The 18,867-nt window shown below is 54.8% G+C and carries 20 protein-coding genes and 1 other RNA gene; 7 read left to right on the top strand and 14 right to left on the bottom strand.

The features are described from left to right. Positions 1 to 4 precede the first annotated feature (4 nt). A complete protein-coding gene (locus ACXPVS_RS02500) occupies positions 5 to 673 on the top strand; it encodes an ankyrin repeat domain-containing protein (RefSeq protein ID WP_458508492.1) in 669 nt (222 codons plus the stop codon). Positions 674 to 723: 50 nt separating this feature from the next. On the opposite strand, the gene ACXPVS_RS02495 is transcribed toward ACXPVS_RS02500, so the two are convergent. Next, positions 724 to 1,599, bottom strand: coding sequence for a WYL domain-containing protein (locus ACXPVS_RS02495; protein WP_458508491.1), 876 nt, complete (start codon positions 1,597 to 1,599; stop codon positions 724 to 726). A gap of 119 nt (positions 1,600 to 1,718) precedes the next feature. Here ACXPVS_RS02495 and ACXPVS_RS02490 point away from each other — a divergent pair, with 119 nt between their 5' ends. Continuing rightward, positions 1,719 to 1,976 carry a hypothetical protein gene (locus ACXPVS_RS02490; RefSeq protein ID WP_127650044.1) on the top strand — a complete coding sequence of 86 codons (258 nt, stop codon included), beginning with the start codon at positions 1,719 to 1,721 and terminating at the stop codon, positions 1,974 to 1,976. A 10-nt stretch (positions 1,977 to 1,986) separates the two neighbouring features. Further along, positions 1,987 to 3,039, top strand: coding sequence for an ADP-ribosylglycohydrolase family protein (locus ACXPVS_RS02485; RefSeq protein WP_458508490.1), 1,053 nt, complete (start codon positions 1,987 to 1,989; stop codon positions 3,037 to 3,039). 145 nt (positions 3,040 to 3,184) lie between these two features. Here the strand turns inward: ACXPVS_RS02485 and ACXPVS_RS02480 are convergent, their stop codons facing one another. Further along, positions 3,185 to 3,433 (bottom strand): YkvA family protein, encoded by a 249-nt coding sequence (locus ACXPVS_RS02480; RefSeq protein ID WP_458508520.1) that lies wholly within the window; start codon positions 3,431 to 3,433, stop codon positions 3,185 to 3,187. 329 nt (positions 3,434 to 3,762) lie between these two features. On the opposite strand from ACXPVS_RS02480, the gene ACXPVS_RS02475 reads away from it, so the two are divergent. Genes ACXPVS_RS02475 through ACXPVS_RS02465 form a run of 3 tightly spaced genes read left to right on the top strand, consistent with a single transcriptional unit; the run spans position 3,763 to position 5,410 of the window. Beyond that, positions 3,763 to 4,050 carry a YkgJ family cysteine cluster protein gene (locus ACXPVS_RS02475; protein ID WP_458508489.1) on the top strand — a complete coding sequence of 96 codons (288 nt, stop codon included), beginning with the start codon at positions 3,763 to 3,765 and terminating at the stop codon, positions 4,048 to 4,050. Positions 4,051 to 4,062: 12 nt separating this feature from the next. Further along, positions 4,063 to 4,995 carry a hypothetical protein gene (locus ACXPVS_RS02470; protein ID WP_458508488.1) on the top strand — a complete coding sequence of 311 codons (933 nt, stop codon included), beginning with the start codon at positions 4,063 to 4,065 and terminating at the stop codon, positions 4,993 to 4,995. Between the two features lie 4 nt (positions 4,996 to 4,999). Beyond that, positions 5,000 to 5,410 (top strand): hypothetical protein, encoded by a 411-nt coding sequence (locus ACXPVS_RS02465; protein WP_458508487.1) that lies wholly within the window; start codon positions 5,000 to 5,002, stop codon positions 5,408 to 5,410. Positions 5,411 to 5,473: 63 nt separating this feature from the next. Here ACXPVS_RS02465 and ACXPVS_RS02460 read toward each other — a convergent pair whose 3' ends face one another. Beyond that, positions 5,474 to 5,914, bottom strand: coding sequence for a pyruvate kinase (locus ACXPVS_RS02460; RefSeq protein WP_458508486.1), 441 nt, complete (start codon positions 5,912 to 5,914; stop codon positions 5,474 to 5,476). 540 nt (positions 5,915 to 6,454) lie between these two features. Here ACXPVS_RS02460 and ACXPVS_RS02455 point away from each other — a divergent pair. Then, positions 6,455 to 6,883, top strand: a complete 429-nt coding sequence (locus ACXPVS_RS02455) for a hypothetical protein (RefSeq protein WP_458508485.1) — start codon at positions 6,455 to 6,457, stop codon at positions 6,881 to 6,883. 639 nt (positions 6,884 to 7,522) lie between these two features. Here the strand turns inward: ACXPVS_RS02455 and ACXPVS_RS02450 are convergent. The 11 genes from ACXPVS_RS02450 to ACXPVS_RS02400 form a co-directional block, all read right to left on the bottom strand. Then, positions 7,523 to 7,855, bottom strand: a complete 333-nt coding sequence (locus ACXPVS_RS02450; RefSeq protein WP_458508484.1) for a hypothetical protein — start codon at positions 7,853 to 7,855, stop codon at positions 7,523 to 7,525. 320 nt (positions 7,856 to 8,175) lie between these two features. Next, on the bottom strand, positions 8,176 to 9,432 hold the full coding sequence (locus ACXPVS_RS02445) for an integrase domain-containing protein (RefSeq protein WP_458508519.1): 1,257 nt from the start codon (positions 9,430 to 9,432) through the stop codon (positions 8,176 to 8,178). Positions 9,433 to 9,617: 185 nt separating this feature from the next. Beyond that, positions 9,618 to 10,011: a transfer-messenger RNA gene (gene ssrA, locus ACXPVS_RS02440) on the bottom strand. Between the two features lie 95 nt (positions 10,012 to 10,106). After that, positions 10,107 to 10,385, bottom strand: coding sequence for a hypothetical protein (locus ACXPVS_RS02435; RefSeq protein ID WP_458508483.1), 279 nt, complete (start codon positions 10,383 to 10,385; stop codon positions 10,107 to 10,109). 106 nt (positions 10,386 to 10,491) lie between these two features. Then, positions 10,492 to 10,695, bottom strand: coding sequence for a hypothetical protein (locus tag ACXPVS_RS02430; protein WP_458508482.1), 204 nt, complete (start codon positions 10,693 to 10,695; stop codon positions 10,492 to 10,494). A 263-nt stretch (positions 10,696 to 10,958) separates the two neighbouring features. After that, positions 10,959 to 12,158, bottom strand: a complete 1,200-nt coding sequence (locus ACXPVS_RS02425; protein WP_458508481.1) for an amidase — start codon at positions 12,156 to 12,158, stop codon at positions 10,959 to 10,961. Positions 12,159 to 12,597: 439 nt separating this feature from the next. Further along, on the bottom strand, positions 12,598 to 12,870 hold the full coding sequence (locus ACXPVS_RS02420) for a hypothetical protein (RefSeq protein WP_458508480.1): 273 nt from the start codon (positions 12,868 to 12,870) through the stop codon (positions 12,598 to 12,600). A gap of 197 nt (positions 12,871 to 13,067) precedes the next feature. Beyond that, the gene (locus tag ACXPVS_RS02415; protein ID WP_458508479.1) at positions 13,068 to 15,881 is read right to left on the bottom strand and encodes an FAD-binding and (Fe-S)-binding domain-containing protein; all 2,814 of its coding nucleotides are present in this window, start codon (positions 15,879 to 15,881) and stop codon (positions 13,068 to 13,070) included. Next, the gene (locus ACXPVS_RS02410) at positions 15,878 to 16,549 is read right to left on the bottom strand and encodes a LutC/YkgG family protein (protein WP_458508478.1); all 672 of its coding nucleotides are present in this window, start codon (positions 16,547 to 16,549) and stop codon (positions 15,878 to 15,880) included. Before ACXPVS_RS02410 ends, ACXPVS_RS02415 begins: the two co-directional genes overlap by 4 nt. After that, positions 16,549 to 18,003 (bottom strand): LutB/LldF family L-lactate oxidation iron-sulfur protein, encoded by a 1,455-nt coding sequence (locus ACXPVS_RS02405; RefSeq protein ID WP_458508477.1) that lies wholly within the window; start codon positions 18,001 to 18,003, stop codon positions 16,549 to 16,551. Before ACXPVS_RS02405 ends, ACXPVS_RS02410 begins: the two co-directional genes overlap by 1 nt. Next, on the bottom strand, positions 18,000 to 18,824 hold the full coding sequence (locus ACXPVS_RS02400) for a (Fe-S)-binding protein (protein ID WP_458508476.1): 825 nt from the start codon (positions 18,822 to 18,824) through the stop codon (positions 18,000 to 18,002). The genes ACXPVS_RS02405 and ACXPVS_RS02400 overlap by 4 nt, the downstream gene beginning before the upstream one ends. Positions 18,825 to 18,867: the final 43 nt, after the last annotated feature.

Raw genomic sequence — 18,867 nt, 5'->3', positions numbered from 1 at the left:
AGTCATGCCATACACGCCCGCTTTGCTTGCTCTGCTGCAGAAGGTTCTGGCCCCGACGCAGTGTTGTGTCGACGACATGGTGGGGCTCGGCATGGGGGACTGGCACGCTTCAGTGCTTGTCGACAATACGCAGTATCTGTCGTCGTTTGACCCGCTGGCGTTCAATGACCGAGATCTTGCAGGGGACACACCACTGGACATGGCCTACCGGCTGAACCGAATCGCCCTGATCGAGAAGCTGGAGACACTCGGTGCCGTGGGGGACAAGCAACGACGGGACTGGAAAGGCCTCGGCAGCTTCATGCCGCACGATAAATACATGCATCTGCCCGCCAGGCAGGGAAAAATCAAAACCCTTGAAACGCGTTTCCGGCTAGGCGGAAGTCTCAACCATCGTGATGTGGACGGAAATACGCCTATCCATTGGCTGGCAATCAACGGTCACTTCAAGGCCGTCAGGTACTTCACTGACAGCTACAGGATGTTCGAGCTTGATATGAACGCGAAGAACAACGAGGGCAATACCGCTCGAAATCTGGCCATCCTCAATGGCCATCACGACATAGCGCAGCAGCTGTTGATCCGGGAGATCGACAACTACATCAGCGCTACGCGTATCTGGCACGAGATGTCGGCCGGATGGACATGGATGTTGCCGAGTCGAAACGCCTGACAGACAGCGACCGGCTCGGGGCAGCACGCCTTGGCCCAAAGGATTGAGGATCAGTCATGCATGAGCCAGGGGCGCAGCTCCTTGAGGTTGGTTGCCACGATTTGCTGTGCCTCGGGGTTAGTGGCCTGGCTTCTCGGGTCGATCTGATAGCGTTGCAATACATACTTCACCAGCGCTCTGCGACTGGGCACCACTAGTTGGCCATCAATCATGCCGAAGTCGGTTTCGATGATTGACTTCTGCGCCGCGTTCAATCGCCCATCGGCTGTAAAGATGACGGGTATCTCAGTATTCCAGTCTTCATCCAGCTCACGAGTGTTCTGCGATTCGTCGAGCAAATCCGGCTGACCGCGCAGGCGGCTGAGTACAAAGTCGCGGTACTGGCCATTCTTCTCGCAGTAAGCCCGAACATGCCAGCGCATACCTGTGTAAACCAGCGTGTGAGGGGCTATGAGGCGAATCTCCACGTTCGGAGTATTGAGCGACACGTACTCGGTTTCCAGGCGCAGGCCATCGCGACAGGCCTTGAGTAATGGGCGCAGGACTTCCGGCCGAATCGGACGATCCGGGACTTCCAGTACCTTGGTGTGGGCGTAGGCCAGGGCGAGCCCATCGATGTGCGGGGCGCGTTCGTTGTTCTGGTAAAGCAGGTGCAAATAGGCGCTGGCGCTGTCGTCGATGAACAGCGGCTTGAACGTCTTGCTGGGCACGTAGCCTTTTATTTTTTTGTCATATGTAAGGTTTTTAGGCGCATGTTCTGTGATGTAGGTGTTGATGTCCTTGGACGCCTGCTGACGGCTGATGCCGAAGCTCTGCATCAAGTGTCCCGTGGTCAACCGGCCCTCCCACCAGGCAACGGTCTCAATCAAACGATAGCGAAGTGCCAGATCCCAGCGGACCTGTTCGATGGACTGCTTGCGTTTCATACCCTCTCCATGTGTGCGAATTCTTTACCTGTATAAGTCTACATTCTAGACCTGTCGTTAAACACTACATATCGTGTGTCTGTCTTCAAAATGAATTGAAGTCACGAAAGGAAGTGGACATGAGTATGTCGGAAGCGGTTTCGACGGGTGCATTGCTGATGATGGGAGCAATCCTGCTGGTGTTACTGCATCAGTGTCTGAGATTGCGTGAGCTCTGGCAGATGGCTATGGGCTGCCAAAAAAATGTGCGCTGGGCGCGGATCTGGGAAATGGAAAACCGCGAACTGCGTTCGGCGTTGCGAGCCGAGAAAGAGCACGTCCAGCAGTTGCAAAGAAAGCTGGTGATTCTGCAGGAATTGATCCCTGCAGAGGGATAAGGGAAAGGACATGAACAGACTTGAACGGATCAAGGGTTGCCTGCTCGGCGGCGCCGTCGGTGATGCGCTAGGCGCCCCAGTGGAGTTTCTCGAGTGGTCTGCAATTGAAGCTAAGTTCGGTCCACAAGGTATCGTTGATTTTGCCCCTGCTTTCGGTACCACCGGCGCCATCACCGACGACACGCAGATGATGCTTTTCACCGCAGAAGGTTTGCTGCGGGCTTATGTGTGCGGCAGCTCACGAGGGACTTGCCACGTCCCCAGTATTATTCACCATTCGTTGCTGCGCTGGCTGATAACTCAGGACTACCCTACGGCGATGCCGATCGGCGTGGACGGCTGGCTGATCAAGCAATCGGAGCTCTGGTCTCGGCGTGCCCCTGGCACTACTTGTCTAGGTGCACTCAAGGCCAGTCCGCGGCTGGGCGCAGTTGCCGAGAACAACAGCAAAGGCTGTGGCGCCTTAATGCGCGTTGCGCCCTGCGCCTTTTTCGCAAACGCCTTTGACTACGCTGCCCAGTCAGGACGCCTGACTCACGGACATCCTACGGGCTACCTGGCGGCCGGGTTGTTTGCCGATATTCTCCAGCGCATTGTCGATCGGCAAGACAGCTTGGAGCACGCGGTTACTCAGAGCTTGGCCAAATATGGACAAACGCCGGGTATGGAAGAAACACGGAGCCTCATTGAGCGCGTACTTTTCTACTTTTACGAGGGCTATCAGCCCACTCCGCAACGAATAGGCGAGCTCGGTGGCGGATGGGTCGCCGAAGAAACGCTGGCTATCGGCTTGTGGTGCGCTCTGGCAGCGCGTTCGTTCGAAGAGGGCGTGATCACGGCGGTGAATCATAGTGGCGATAGCGACAGCACCGGGCTCATCGCCGGGCACTTGTTGGGTGCTCAGTATGGTGCTGCGGCGATTCCTGCTCGGTGGTTCGAGCAATTGGAGTTGTGCGAAGTAATTGTGCAAATCGCCGAGGACATTGAGCGCATTCCGCGCGAGTACTGTGGATATGGTGGAGAGTTCGATCAGCAGATCGAGCTGGCGTATCCCGCTGGCTGAGAGCGCTGATGGAGACGACTATGGATAATTTTCAGGAGAGCTGCGATGCCTATAAAGCCCAGGCCATTTACGTTTGTGTGTGGTGAATGTGGTTGGAAGAAAACGGTGGCACCCCTGAGTGATGCGCTGGGACCGGGGGAGTGGTTCAAGCAGTGCCCGAAATGCGGGAGCGAGCCGTTGAAGATACGGGCTGCTGGCTGGGTTGAGCGAACGTTGGCGCAGTTGCTTGTGCGTCATTAAGTGAATTGTCACTGATGTTTGGGGAGAGCTGTTCCTCTGCGCGGGCGATGTGCTCGTCCCAGATATAGGCAGCGGTTGCGGTCACCGCCTCGCACAACACTCCGACGTCGTCGATGTAACCCACAATCGGTGTGATATCCGGGATTACATCGATCGATATCTCTCCATAGCGGTGTCTCCAAGAGCAGCGAGTGCTGAGTGACGCCTCGATGCAGGGCTAGAAGGAATCTCGCAAATTTGCGGATGACTCAGTGCGCCAGATTGCGGCGGACGCGACGCGAGCGGGTTGTGCTGCAATCACAAGTAGCGCAACTCGTGGAGGTTCGCCACCCTCGAACCTGCTGCTACGTTGTAGTGGACTGAGTGATAGCACTGAGCTATCTTTGTCTCGGCTGGCACCACAGCCAGCCGCGCAAAGGACGTGAAGTATGGGCAAGGGATTGTTCTTGACTGCACCACTGAAATCGACATCACCAGCCGGGAGTGTTGATTGTGTTTCCTTGCACTAAGTGCGGGTTGTGCTGCACGAATCTGGACAAGTCTTCTGTTTATTCATATTTGGATAGAGGCGACGGCACCTGCGTTAATTTTGATAGTGCAAGTCATCTCTGTAAAATATATGAAGATCGGCCTTTGATCTGCAGGGTCGATGCTTATTATGAGCGAAATTTATCCGCCAGCATGAGCCGGGATGAATATATCGCCGCCAATATCCAAAGTTGCAGGGATGTACAGGCTGCAGAAAAGTTATTTATTTCGTCAATTGATTGAGAGGGATCTTAAGTGCCTATTCCGTTTATTTTGTGGGGTGCCGCCGCGGCATTGGCAGCGACAGGTGTGTTCAAGGGAGTTGAGGCTTCCGGTAATTTCGACAAGGCCAAGGAAATCGGTAAGGCCGCCGAGAGTAACTACAAGAAAGCGTCGAAAAAATTGGATGAGTCCCGTGCCGAAACCCAAACTGTCCTTGCGGCACTGGGGGAGCTGAAAGTCCATACGTTCACCCGGCAGATAAAGCACCTCATCGAAGCGATCAAAAAACAGAAGAACGCTAAGAGTACCCTGAAAGGTTTTAATGAGGACCTGACCATCGATGAACTGAAGGCCTATGAAACGCTAGTGCTCAATTCCCTGGCCATTGAAAAAGGCCTTGCCTCCGGCATTGGCGGCGGTGCCTTGGCGGCCATCGGTGCCTACGGTTCGGTAGGTGCCTTGGCCAGTGCCTCCACCGGTGCTGCCATTTCCGGGCTTTCCGGGGTCGCGGCAACCAATGCCACCTTGGCGTGGCTGGGCGGAGGAGCACTGAGTGCGGGCGGATTCGGCATGGCCGGCGGTATGTTGGCCTTGGGCGGAATTGTGTTGGGCCCGGCCCTTGCCATCGGCGGCTTCATGATGGCGGGCAAGGCTGAAGAAGCTCTGACCAAGGCCCATCAGTACGAAGCCGAAGTTGAAACCGCAATTGCGGACATGGACGTGCTGAAAACTGCGCTCAAGGCGGTAAGGTCCAACGCTGCGGAGATGACCAAGACCATTAATGAACTGGTGGCGCGCTTTGAATTGATCAAGGTCGATGACGACAGTGACCGCGCCGCATTTGAAAGAATGGTGGCTTTGGGCATGGGCTTGAAGAAGGTGCTGGACGTGCCAATCATTACCCAGGACGGAGCTGCGACGAAGGATATCAAGCGCACTATTTCCGGTATATTGACCCTGGACTAACGTCATGAAAAAACAAGTTGTGAGTCTGGTTAAGAATCTTCCTGTCAATCCGACGGAGACTGCCGGGGCGTCTTTCAATATGCTGGTTTCGGCCTGGGCCGATTATAAGAAAATCGCCGAGACAGAAGGTACAAAGAGGGCGGCTATCTCGGCGTTCAAAGAAACCAAGCTGGCTCAGATTGAATCTCAGAGAAGTATCCTTGAACAGTACCTTTCGGGTGTATTCAAGGAAAGGGCTTCGACAATAAACGGCTTTTTCGAGCGGCTTGATAAGGGTATTGAAAATGGCGACAGCGAACTGATTGGCTTGGCTATCGGCGCCATCGTCGATATCACCAAGGAGTCTCCCCTTGCGGGTGCGCGGGAGATTATCGGGGCGATGTACGATCCGGACATCAAGACGATAGAGATCTGAATCCCACGTACTGTCGATGCAAGCTCGCTTGCATCGACAGGCGTTGTGACTGAATGTTGAGGTTCAGACCAGAAGGTCCAGCTTTCTTTTCTTGAAGGACGTTATTACGCGTTGATGCCATTCTTTAATAATTTTCGTGGTTTCTACGTCATTTACGCATTTGTTAAGCGTGCCCTGTGGTTGAGGTAGCGTCCTACCATCCAACTCCCAGTCAAGCACCCTGATGGGCCTGCGGTTCTCAATCCAACCCAGATCAGTGTCGTCATCTTCCACTTCATACCACCCTCCGACGACCTGAACCAGGGCAATCAGTTTTGCTCCGTTTTTTATGGCAACGATGTCGTTGACGTTCATTTCTGTGCGAAACGAATCAATGGTGCTTTTTCCCGCCTCCCAATTACCCAGGCCAATGATTTTCTTGTGTTCGAGAATCGAATGTACGTTTGCATCGGCAAAGGACTTGTCGTCTGGATGAATCTGCATATGCCAGTAGGTAACGGTCATGTTAAATCCTTGTGAACGACGATTCTGGTGGTGGGGCTGACTATACACTTTGAAGGGGGTCAGGTTTCTAGGCGTTTTAAAACTTCAGCTTTTGGCCGATAGTGACCTGTCTCGTCCGGCCGAAAATACCCCATACCGGCCGGTCGTCGCCGGCAGATATTCACAAAGAAAACAGTTAAGAGGTTTATTAAGGGATTTATGTCTCATTAATTCGATCCCGTAGCCAATACAGTCCGGCTGCGAAGCCGAGTCAATGTAAACGAACAAGGCTGCTCATAAATCGGTATTTATGGTAAATCCCACGTTCTAACGCGGACAATCCAGCGCAGAGCGCCTTTCCTAAGGCTCACTCAGCCTCTATCCATTGAGCTCCGACCTTTTTGAATTCAGTGAGAGTAGGGACGTGACCCACGTCAACGTAAATCGCGACTAAAAAGAGCCCTGCGAGTGGCTGCGTTTAGGATTTCTTGGGCGTTCATTGGCTAGCTTGTTCGAGGTATGCTTAGGTGTTTTTCAATTATGTCATGTTAGGAGTAAGTAATGAGTGATTATCAAGATTTTTGTGAAGCGTTTGGAGGCGATGCAAGTGATCCTGATTTCATAGATAACTGGCTCGCAGAATATTGCACTGAGATCTCCTCAAAGGCATCTGACTTACAGTCTAAAATCGAATCGTTTGACTATGAGGGCTTACTGGCTAAATACAACCTTACCAAAGAAGAAGTGGTTCAGATAAAAAGCTATATGGGCATTTACTGTGAAAATAACTTTAAAACTCAAAAGGCGGCCAATAATTATATTACTGAGCGCAAGCTGTGGAGTGAGTTTCCTGACATAAGGTCGTTAAATGATCATGGGTTATATATAAATATTCCAGGTATTCTTCCTAAGTTTTATAGAATAACATGTGAAATATTGGAAATAATGAAAGGCGCCGGCGCTCAATTAACAAAAGCCACCAAGTACTAATATAGATTTTTAGAAGTGTCTTTGAGCTGCCTTGAGGCACCCTCTGCCAGTGCCTTCCTTAGGAGGGCCAGGATCATTCAGGCCTTTCTTGTTGCAAATATCCTGAGTTATACGACGACTCACTCGCACCTGACGGTAAAGGCTTTAAATGTCACGTGCGTCTCTCGCAGGTGCCCAATTATCATGAGACATGAAATGCTATAGATTTGCCATTGAGAAGGATGGGAGGTGAACCCGATACGCTCGCGTGCCCCCACTCAGGGCAAAAATCTGGTGTCGCAGCGAGGCACGCTGGCGAGTTTGTGTCTGTCAAAACAGACCGGAAATGGCCGATTTCTGCCTGTCACGACTGCCCGATTTCTGCCCGCTGTTGCTACGGGTTGAGTTGGTCAAGTCGAATGAAAACGGCCGGTCAACGCCGCGGAATTGACTGGTCAGCGACAATTTAAATGGATAGTCAGCCCGATGGGGTTACGCACTTATGCCGGAAAGTCTGAACCACTCGATAAATCTGGCATTCGGACGCCTCAAGAGTTGGATTTTTCCGACTGCGGTTCGGACCGAGATCGAACACATCACAGAACAACTTTTACTACCTAATACGTTAGCATCTACGAAAACAGGATCGAATTATCCTGCTTAGGAGCGCTTTTCAGAATCAGCATTTGGTAATGAGAGGTGCTCAGGCGAATCAGTTCTTGGGGGCGGCGACTTCCTGAGAATGCTTATAGCCCAAACCAGGCACAGGATACCGAAGCAAGTGATCAGAAAAGGATCAGGAATTCTATTGAGCACCGATCCAATCAATCCGAGCACAAAAAAAGATAACGTGGGACCTGGTCGCGTTATCAGGCAGAAAAGCAGCAATATCCCGGCAGCAATCATTAGAAACAGAATGGCTTTGGTAAGAGCGCCGATAGCAAGAGCTGCGACAATGCCTGTTGCGAAAAGGCTACCTGATGTTTTTGACATGGTTGCTCGTTCTGTTTGTAGGAGTCCTAAGCAGGTGTGCACGTGTGCGGATCACCGAGCGAATACTAACTTGCCTGCTGAAGGGCATATCCTATCTTGTGGTGGCAAAAAGATGGCATTGGTGCGGCAGCATACGTCAGTATGTGTTCTTACAGGTAATAGATGCGCAGGCGGTACGTCAGTACGAAGAAGCAAAAGAGTCTTTTCTATCGAGAGCTTGCCGCACTCCATTCTATAGGAAGGTCCACTCTGGGCCGTTCTCTGCCCGTCACCAAAGGTTGAAAAACGAACCATTGCGGCTAATGCTAAATATTGATTGGCTACCGTATCGATTCGACTTTCAAACTTCGGGTTGCTTGAACCGCCGAGACGGACAGGCTACCAATGGCGGCTTGTTGAATGTGCTCGCTCCACCAGATCATCATGGGGCGTCGTCTCTCAATATAATCCGCACGATTGTAGGCGCTGCGCACTTCATCTTTGTCCACGTGTGCTAGTGCGACCTCTATCAGCTCAGATTCCCAACCCCGTTCGTTCAGGATGGTACTGGCCATTGAGCGCATTCCGTGGCTCACCAATCGACCTTCAAAGCCCATGCGCTTCAGGGCCATGTTTGCTGTCTGGCTATTGCAGTGAGTGCGTGGGTCTCTGTCTGCAGGGAACACGTACTCTCTATGGCCGCTGTAGGGTTTGATCGTCTCTAGAAGAGCAAGCGCATGGTCGGTCAGCGGTATGATGTGAGCGCGTCGCTTTTTCATACGCTCCGCTGGAATCGTCCAGATTTTCTTATCGAGGTCGATGTCAGCCCAGGAAGTCGTGGCGGCTTCCGCAGGACGGGTCATGGTGTGAAGCTGCCATTCGATCAAGCAGCGTGTTGTCCTTTTGATACTGGCGTTAGCGATTGCAACCATTAGCTCTGGCAGTTCTTCTGGTCGAAGGGCCGCCATGTTCTGCTTTTTCGGTTTCTTGAAAACGGCCCGGATGCCATTTAGTGGGTTGGCGAAGATCATTCCCGAGTTCACGCCATAGGTCATGATCTCATTGAGCCGTTGAGTCAGTCGTTTCACTGTCTCCAAGCTGCCTTTCGTTTCCAGTGGGCGCAGCAACTCGATGACCATCGGCGCAGTGACTTGCGAGATGGGTGTAGTTCTGAGTTTTGGAAATACGTGCAGGTTGAGAGAGCGCCATATGTCTTCGGCATAGGCCGGTGTAACGACATCCTGCTTCAGCTCAAACCAAGTAGCAGCTACGTTCTCGAACGTGTGCTCAGTTGCTGCTTTTTTTGTTTGCTCCAACGCATTGCGTTGCTCTTTCGGGTCGATGGCTTGTGCAAGCAGTTCTCTAGCTTCGACCGTTTTCTTTCTGGCTTGTGCGAGAGAGAGCTCTGGGTAGGTGCCGAGTCCCATGTTGATACGATTCTTCGTTACCGGATGCCGGTAGTTGAAGTTCCATAGCGTAGAGCCATTGATTCTCACCCGCAATTGAAGGCCGTCGCCATCGCTGAGGACGTAATCCTTGTCTTTCGGCTTGATAGCTTTGAGCTGACGATCAGAGAGGCGGGTGGCTTGGGCGCACATGAGGTATTCCACGACATCATTTGGTATTCCAAAAATTACCACTGAAGGGCTTGGAATACCATGTGGAATACCGGGTGATGTGGATTCTGTCGGACGTCCGTGGATGCTAGTAGACGCTAAAACCTTGATTTTGCTAGATTTCATGCACAAAAAAAGACGTCCGTGGACGTCTTTAGATGTTGAAGTGGTGGAGCCGGGGGGATTTGAACCCCCGTCCGCCAGTACTCCGCTGTCGGTACTACATGCGTAGCCGTGTCTATTAAGTTAACCCTCAGCGACCCGACGGGCAGGGTGCTTTGGGCGAGTTGTGTAAGTTTTAGCCGCTTCGTCCACAACGTACTGCACGGCGATTCTGTTCTATATGACAATCACTTTGGGTTTACAGACATCCCCTGATGATTGCTGGACCCGAAGGTACCAGGAGGGAAGGGCTAAGGCTGCTTACGCAGCGAGAGCGTATTCCCCGTAGGTTTCGTCATTGGCAACTATAGAAAGTTGCAACAGTGGATTTACGAGTTCTGTTACCAACTCGGCATGCACCTAAAGTTTCGCAACCGGCGTCGAATCCTAAACGGCCCCGAGCCTGTTGCTCTGTGAATCAAAGTGAGCAACAAGCACGCGCAGTGTACGCCAACGCTGCTCAGAAGGCCAACCCGAAGGTTGGCCTTCGCAGATTATGGGTTGGGTGCGTTGCGCTGTTTGTCAGCGAGTGACAATGCCTGGGTGGCCTCGGTGACGCATTTTTTGTCGTCTCCGGAGGCTTGTGAAGCTTCGGCGCTGGACATCAGTCTTTTGATCTCCATGGTGGTGTTTGCGGAGGTCGTTGGCAGTGAAGTTACTTTGTTTTTGAGCTCTTGCAGCTTGCTCGTACAAAGGTTGTTGTCCGCAGCCAATACGGGAGAGGCCAACATTGCAGCAGAAATGAACAGACCAGCGAGTGCGCTACGTTTCATGGATATCTCCTTGAACTGATGGTCTCGGTGCTGCCGTATGAGCGAGTGGCCCGGCCGAGTCCGAAAATAAGCCACGATTGATGGGCCTACCTAAATGACTATGACGCTAAGCAGAAATTCGGTTTTTCAGACGAACCATGAAAAAACTGCTTACTGGGCGCAATGGCCCTTTTTGTGTAATTGCATCGATTTGACCACCTGTTTGCGTTCGACCCGACCAGCACGCTTCGTGGCCATGACCGGCAGAAATCAAACCATTGTTCCGTCGCTGAAGCAGGAAGACAAAAAAGCGTTGTCCACCAATACTCATCCAGGTCGCCCGCTAACGTGCTGTAGCGTTTCAAGCGCTCAAAAACGTGTACTCGATCCAATCCGAGTACCCAGGGTCGTCAATAGATGCTGAGGTAGCTCTGTCTCAGGCCGAGCTTCGGGAGCAGCCGGCGACACAGTTGCCTGCACCGAGGAAGTCTCCATGAATTTTGATGTGCTTAACCGTTAGTGATGGACTGTTTTTGGCGAACAACAACAGCCGAGCGAATGAATCTTTTTCGGGTGTTTTTGACCGATGGCGATTCAAAGCGGGAACGGCAGCGCTTTCTCAACTGCCGCCGCCGCAGCCAATGCAACATGCTCGTGCCAAGGCCGCGCGACGATTTGCACTCCCACCGGCAACCCCGCATCGCAAGTGCCGGCACGAATCACCACGCTGGGCCAACCTGCCAAGCTGTAGGGCAACGTGTGATTGAACAGGGCTGGCCGTGCCTCTCCCACGCGCGGTGCCGGTGCGGTGTCGACCGGACACAGGATGATGTCGTAGCCCTCCATGAACCCCAGCATTGCACTGCGAAATTGATCCCAGTTCGCCAGCAATTGCACTACCTCCGCTCCGGAACCTTTGCTCATGGCCCAATAGCGTTCGGTAATGGCCCGGGAATTGGCCAATGCCTCCGGGAACGCCGAATAGAGTGTGGCACCCGCTTCCTTCAATATCTCGGCCACCGACTGCAGAGTCGCCTGTGTGATGTCGTCAACAGGCGCAATGCCACCATCGCTGTACCACGCCACTTTCAAACCGCGCAGGACGACAGTGCTGATGGCGGGTAGCGGCATCGGTATCACACCGGCATCCCGGCCGTCCTCACCGGCGATCAATTGCAGCACCAACGCCAGATCCTCGACATGCCGGGCCATTGGGCCAATCTGGCTACGATAGTCGCTGAACCCGCCAAGATGATCGAATACACCGGTGTTGGGTACGCGGCCACTGGTGGGTTTCAACGTGCTAATACCGCAAAAGTGCGCAGGCACACGCAAGCTACCACCGGAATCACTGCCCAATCCCAGTGGTGAAAGGCCGGCGGCAATCGCCGCCGCTTCGCCACCGCTGCTGCCTCCTGGGCTATGGGATAGAGCATGCGGATTACGCGTAGCACCGTAGACGGGATTGTCGGTTACGCCTCCGCCGCCGCCAGGTGGGCAATTGCTTTTGCCAAGCAAAATCGCGCCGGCAGCTTTCATTCGCGTAACCACCACAGCGTCCTGCTCCGGTACGTATTGAGCCCGATCGACCAAGCCGACCGCTGACACCACACCGCGAGTATCGATAACATCTTTGACGGTGAAGGGGACGCCATGCAGTGCGCCCCAGTACTCACCTTGGGCAATTGCACGATCAGCCTCCCACGCCCGCGCTAACGCCGTCTCGCCACACACCTGAACCAAGGCGTTGAGTGTTGGGTTAAGTGCCTCGATACGTGCGAGGTAAGTGGACACAATGAATGTAGAGGAGAGCTCGCGCCTTTGAATCAATGCGCCAAGCTCAGAAGCTGAATGACGTAGTAATGAATGCGGTAAAGACAATCGTGTTTGCTCCAATGAATTCACATACTTATAGCGTTATGGCAACGCTCGGTTCCTGGCGAGGCTGGCACCCTCTACCTCTTCAAGGGTAAATCGGATCGCCGCACCGCTCGCGCCTTTCGCGGATTTGGGCATGGTGTCGAGTTTTTTCACCGCGACGCGGGCGGTTCACACATTACCAAACCCCAGGTGCAACAAAACCCGCAATTGGCGGGTTTTGTTTTGCTTCGTATTTGGTGGAGTCCGGGGGCATTTGAATTCCCTGCTCTCAGTACTCCACTGTTGGTACTACAAACGTCGCCGTGTCTATGAAATTAACCCTGCGCAACCCGAAGGTTGGCCCTGAACGGAGTTACTTCCCGCCTTTGCTCGCGTTCTTGAGGTCCTGGATGGTTTGGTTGGTCTCGGCGATGCAATCATCAGTACCTTCCTTGGTGCCTTTTGCCTGGTCGACTTTGGCTTGCTTGACGGAGGCATCGACCTGCTCGGACATCTCCGGAGGAATCTGTGCCTTGGCGTTGGCGATGGTTTGCAGATTGACCGCGCAAATGTCATCGGCAGCAAACGAAGCAGAAGCCATCATGGAAGCAGTAACGAACAGACCAAACAGTACAGAACGTTTCATGTGTATCTCCTTGAACTTAAGGGCCAGGCATCGCTGACCATCAGGACGGGCTGTCGAGTGTTGGGAAGGTCCCACGTTTGCAGGACTTAATCAGTGGACTGCGGCGACACGTCAGGGTTCTATTTTCTATTGCAGTGCTGTCGATTCCGGCAAAAGCATTAAAAAAGGCGCCGGAATGCGCCTCCCTTAAAGTCTTGCTATCTGGTCACCCTGGCCTTGGTAACGCGGTCCACCAGATAGACTAGTCCGTGGTAGTCAATTGCGCCGTGTTGCGTCAGCCCTATTTCACAGGTGCGACTGGTCGAAATCCCCTCGCTGCATTGCTGAACCGCGTCCTTGAGCGTTCTTAACGAATGGGCGTTCAATTCCGGCGCAGTGAAACCCTTGTCCCCGGCAAATCCGCAACAGTGAATGCCCTCGGGAATCACTACGTTTTTGCTGCACTTGCGCGCCAGATCGATCAACGCCTGACTTTCTCCAAGATGCTGAGTGCTACAGGTGACGTGCACTGCGATTGGCGCTTCCTGGGGCGTGAAATCCAGACGATCCATCAGATGCGTACGAATGAAACGCACTGGCTCGTACAGGTCCAGGCGAACATCACCCAGGTCCTGGGCCAGGCGCAAGGTGCAGGGGCTGGTGTCGCAGTAGATCGGGTCTAGCCCGCCGCGACTGGCGTGCAACAAGGCGCCGATCAGTTCCTGGCGTTTGTGTTCGGCCTGTTCGGCGTAGCCTTTGGAAGCGAACGGTTGCCCGCAGCAGAGGTTGTCCAGGTTGTCCGGGAAGACCACTTGATAACCGGCCTTTTCCAACAGCCCACGGGTTTTGTCGTACAGCGACATTTGCTCTTTATCACTCGCCGCCGGGCCCATTGCCCGCGACACGCAGGCCGCGAGGTACACCACTCGAGGGCGTTCGTCCGGCACGGTGGGGCTGAAGCGAATGGCTTTTTCTGGTTGCGGCATGGCGTTGGTCCACTGCGGGACCTGACCTTTGGAGAGGCGCGTCAATGTTGCCGAAAGCTTTGCCAATCGTGGCGCCCCCAACAGCATTCGCGCACCGTTGGCCACGTGCAGGGTGAAACGTGCACCTTGCAGCGCGGTGGCGAAATTGCGTTCCAGCCAATTGGCGGTTTTTGTATGAGTTGCCTTCCTGCTGCGGAGCTTTTTCACTAGCTCGCCGGTGTTGATTCCTACAGGGCAACGCTGTGCACAGAGTCCCGTGGCGGCGCAGGTATCGATGCCTTGGTATTCGTAAGCGGCTTCGAGTTCGGTGGTGTCCACGCCAGCGCGCTTCTTCGCCTGAATGTCACGCCAAATCACGATGCGCTGGCGTGGGCTCAGGGTAAGGCCTTTCGACGGGCAGACCGGTTCGCAGAAGCCGCACTCGATGCACTTATCCACAATCTCATCGGCGGCCGGCAACGGCTTCAGGTGCTTGAGGTGGATCTGCGGGTCCTCGCTGAGCACCACGTCCGGGTTGAGAATGCCGTTGGGGTCGAGCAGGCGTTTAAGCTGCCACATCAACTGGTAGGCATCGCTGCCCCACTCCAGTTCGACAAAGGGTGCCATGTTGCGCCCCGTGCCGTGTTCGGCTTTCAGCGAGCCGCCGAACTCCACCGCGACCAGTTGCGCCACGTCGTCCATGAACGCCTGATAGCGCGCGACTTCTTCCGGGTTGTTGAAGCCTTGGGTGAAGACGAAATGCAGATTCCCTTCCAGAGCGTGTCCGAAAAGGATCGCTTCGTCGTAGTGATGTTTGTCGAACAGTTCGATCAAGCGGTTTACGCCGATAGCCAGTTGTTCAACCGGGAAGGTCACGTCTTCGATGATCACCGTGGTACCGGTTTTGCGCACGGCGCCGACGGCAGGGAAGGTGTCTTTGCGGATCGCCCAGAGCCGGGCGTTTTCTACTGGGTCTTCGGTGAAGTCGACCTGTTTTTCCACCGGGAACGAGGTCAACGACGCCATGATGTGCGCCAGTTGTTCCTGTAGCAATGTGGACGATGCGGCGCGGGATTCGATTAGCAGCGCGCAGGCATTGTTCGACAACTGTTGTACGAAAGCCGGCATGCCGGGTTTGTCCTGCACCGAACGCAGACTGCGCCGGTCCAGCAGTTCGACGGCCGACACCGGTTGGCTTTTCAGCACCGTTACGGCGTTGCAGCAGGTTTCCACATCCGGGAACACGATCAGCGCTGAGGCCTTGTTCGGATGATCAATCACCGTGTCGTAAGTCACCGCGCTGATGAAACCGAGGGTGCCTTCGGAGCCCACCAGCAAGTGGCTCAAGATATCCACAGGCTCGTCGAAATCCACCAGGGCGTTGAGTGACAGGCCAGTGGTATTTTTCAGACGGTATTTGTGGCGAATTCTCGCCGCCAGTTCGGCGTTGGCACGGGTCTCGCGGCCCAACGTTGCCAGGCGTTCAAGCAGCGTAGCGTGGCTCTCACGAAACGCCGCAACACTTGCCGCATCTTCGGTATCAAGACGGCTGCCGTCGGCCAGCACCAGACGAATGCCCGCCAACGTGTGATAAGTGTTTTGCGCCGTGCCGCAGCACATACCGCTGGCATTGTTGGCGACGATGCCGCCGATTTTACAGGCATTGATCGAGGCCGGGTCCGGGCCGATCTTGCGCCCGAACGGTGCCAGCCATGCGTTGGCCTGCGCGCCGATCACGCCTGGTTGCAGACGGATTTGCGTGCCTTGGTCACGGATCTCGCGACCGTTCCAGTTATCCCCCAGCACGATCAACACCGAGTCACTGATGGCCTGGCCGGACAGGCTGGTGCCAGCGGCGCGGAAAGTTACCGGGACTAGATCCCGTTGCGCCAGTTTCAGCAGCGCGACTACTTCGTCTTCCGACTCGACACGAATCACCAGTTTCGGAATCAGCCGGTAGAAACTGGCGTCGGTGCCGAAGGCCAAGGTCGACAGTGGGTCGTCGAAACGTCGCTTTTGGGGAATCAGTTGCTGCGCATCTCGCAGGAAAGCCGCGGGTAGATTCATTGGTCCTCCAGGATCAAGACCACGAGGTCTTTCGGACCGTGAGCGCCGTAAGCCAGGATCTGCTCGATATCGGCAGTTTTCGACGGGCCAGACACCAGCAGGGCGTTGGTCGGCATGCCTTGGGTCCACTCGTATTCCTGCTGCACTTGGTAGAAGTTATCGCGGATTTCACTGGCCTTGAGCAGGGCGAAATGCACCGGCGGCACCAGGCTCATCAGTCGCGGTTCTTCCCGCGTCGGCCAGAGAATCAGACTACCTGTGGCGGCGATTGCACCGAGTGTGCCGGTCAGGCTGGCCGGCGTGTCGTTGAACAGTTCGGCTTTCCATTCTTCAACCGGACGGTCGTAAGCCTGGAGCGTTGGCTGGCCAGGATTTTTCGCCCAGTGCTGAGTGACGCGTTGCCCGTGAGGTGTCGTCGGTGCGATCAACAGACTTGGCAACTGACGGTCCCGCAACAACTGAGCAAGCAATGAAGGCCAACCTTCGTCGGACGTCAGATGGATTTCGGTATGCACCGCTTCCATCAGTTTGCGTAGCTGCGGGATGCGTTGCTCGGCGGTGTATGTGTAAGGCGCTGTCACCAGTTCGACGTCAAATTCGTCAGGCACCGGTGTGGTGCCGATCAGACTTTTCCGTAACTTGGCGAGGATATTTTGCTTGGCGCTCATCAACGATCTCCCTGTGTGGCCAGGTGTTCGCGGGCCATGTCATGCAGTGAACGGGCAGCGGGCTTCGGTGCGCTATGGTTTTGCGTCCAGGGGCCGACGTTGCTGGGTGCCAGCGCTCGCAAGCGAGTAGCGAAGAAGCCGAACAGTCGATACAGCGTGGGTGAACTGTTGAGCTTCGCCCAGGCATTCCAGATAAACCGTTCTTTACGCGAGTACTTGCTGCCCTGACCGCGCATCACTTGATCAGGGCTGTCCGGGGCTTTGACGTTCTCTTCCCGTAGGCGACGCAGCAGTGCCGGAATCGGAATTTTTACCGGACAGACTTCACCGCAGGCGCCACACAGCGACGAGGCACTCGGGTGGTCCGGGACTTTCGCCAAGCCGACCATGTGCGGGGTGATGATTTTTCCGATAGGCCCAGGGTAAACCTCCCCATAGGCGTGGCCGCCAATTCGAGTGTAGACCGGGCAATGATTCATACAGGCACCGCAGCGGATGCAGTTCAGGGTCTGGCGCAATTCGCTGTCGGCGAAGGCCTGGCTGCGACCGTTGTCGAGCAATACCAGGTGCACTTCCTGAGGGCCGTCGAGTTCACGTTCCTTGCGCGGGCCGGAGATCATGTTGACGTAGGTGGTGATTGGTTGGCCGAGGGCTGAACGGGTCAGCAGTGATAGTAGCGGCACCACATCGCGCAGGTTCTCCACGACTTTTTCGATGCCGGTGACAGCAATGTGCACGGGTGGAACCGTGGTGGTCATGCGGCCGTTGCCTTCGTTTTCCACCAACAGCAAGGTGCCGGTTTCGGCCACGGCGAAGTTGACGCCGGAGACGCCGATGTCTGCTTCGAAGAATTTCTGCCGCAAGACCTTGCGACCGATCTGAATGAGTTGGTCAACGTCCTTGGTGTATTCCACGCCAAGTTTGTCGTGGAACAAGGACGCGACCTGACCGGCATTCTTGTGGATCGCCGGCATAATAATGTGTGAAGGCTTCTCGTGGTCGAGCTGGACGATGTACTCGCCCATGTCCGATTCCAGGCATTCAATGCCCTGTTCAGCGAGGAAGTGATTCATTTCCATCTCTTCGCTGACCATCGATTTGCCCTTGATCACTTGCCGCCCCTCGTGAGCGCGGATGATCGAGAGGACGATGCCATTGGCCTCGTCCACCGTTTCCGCCCAGTGCACTGTCACACCGTTGCGGGTCAGGTTCTGTTCAAGTTGCTCGAGCAAGTCGGGCAACTTGGATAAAGCACGGGCACGGACAGCATTGCCCAACGCTCGTAAATGTTCTCTTTCGTGGGCATCGCTGAAGGAGGCTGCCCGTTTTGTCATCAGCGAATCCATCGCCGTTCGAAAGTTGCTTCGCAGTTGCTTGTCACCCAACGCCTTGTGAGCGCGGGTGCGAAAATCTTCTTCCACGGCAACCGTAGGAATAATCGCGGAAGCGTTCATAGAGCACCTCCGGTTCGCTGCCAAAGGAAGCTGGCCAGGTGTTGACCGCGCAATGCTTCCTTCTGTTTCTCCAGCGAGCCATTGATGTTCATCAGGCAACCGCAGTCGGCACTCAGTACCTTGTGCGCGCCGGATTCCTTCAACGAGCGGGTCTTGTCAGCCACCATCGCACCGGAAATGTCTGGCATACGGACGCTGAAAGTCCCACCGAAGCCACAGCATTCACTTTCGTGGCTGTGGTCGACTCGCTCCACGTTACGGAGCTGCGCCAGCAACTCGCGGCCATGCAAGTGGGTGTTCATCTCACGGCGTGCCGAGCACGACGTGTGCAACGCTACTTTGACAGGCTCGCCACTGTCCTTGAGCTGCACCTTGCAGACAAACAACAGAAACTCGGCCAGTTCATAAGTCCGGGTAGCCAGCGCCTGAACCTGTTTCAAGGTTTGCGGCTCGTCCTTGAACAAGTCGGCGTAATGTTCGCGCAGCATCCCGGCGCACGATCCCGACGGCACCACCACCGGATAGTCCCCGGTAAACAGTGCCAGTTGCGAACGTGCCACGGTCCTCGCCTGCTCGGTGTAACCCGAGGTGTATGCCGGTTGCCCGCAGCAGCTTTGCCCCTGTGGATACTCGACACGAATGCCTTCGCGTTCCAGCAAGTGAATCGCGTCCATCCCCGCCTCGGGGTAGAACAAATCCACCACGCAGGTTCCGAACAGGTAGACCCGTGACGGTTTCTCGCTGGGGTATTGCCGAGGCTCGGCCAGTGGCGGCGCGAGGCGGGTCGCATTCGGCACAGCGTTGTAAAAAAGCTCGCTCATCAGGCGTGTCTCTCGGCCGGTTATCCGCCTGTTGAGGCTGCTG

It is taken from the genome of Pseudomonas sp. Ma2-10 (assembly GCF_054330215.1).
The sequence above is the reverse complement of the archived record's forward strand: the minus strand, read 5'-3'. Positions and strand labels throughout refer to the sequence as shown.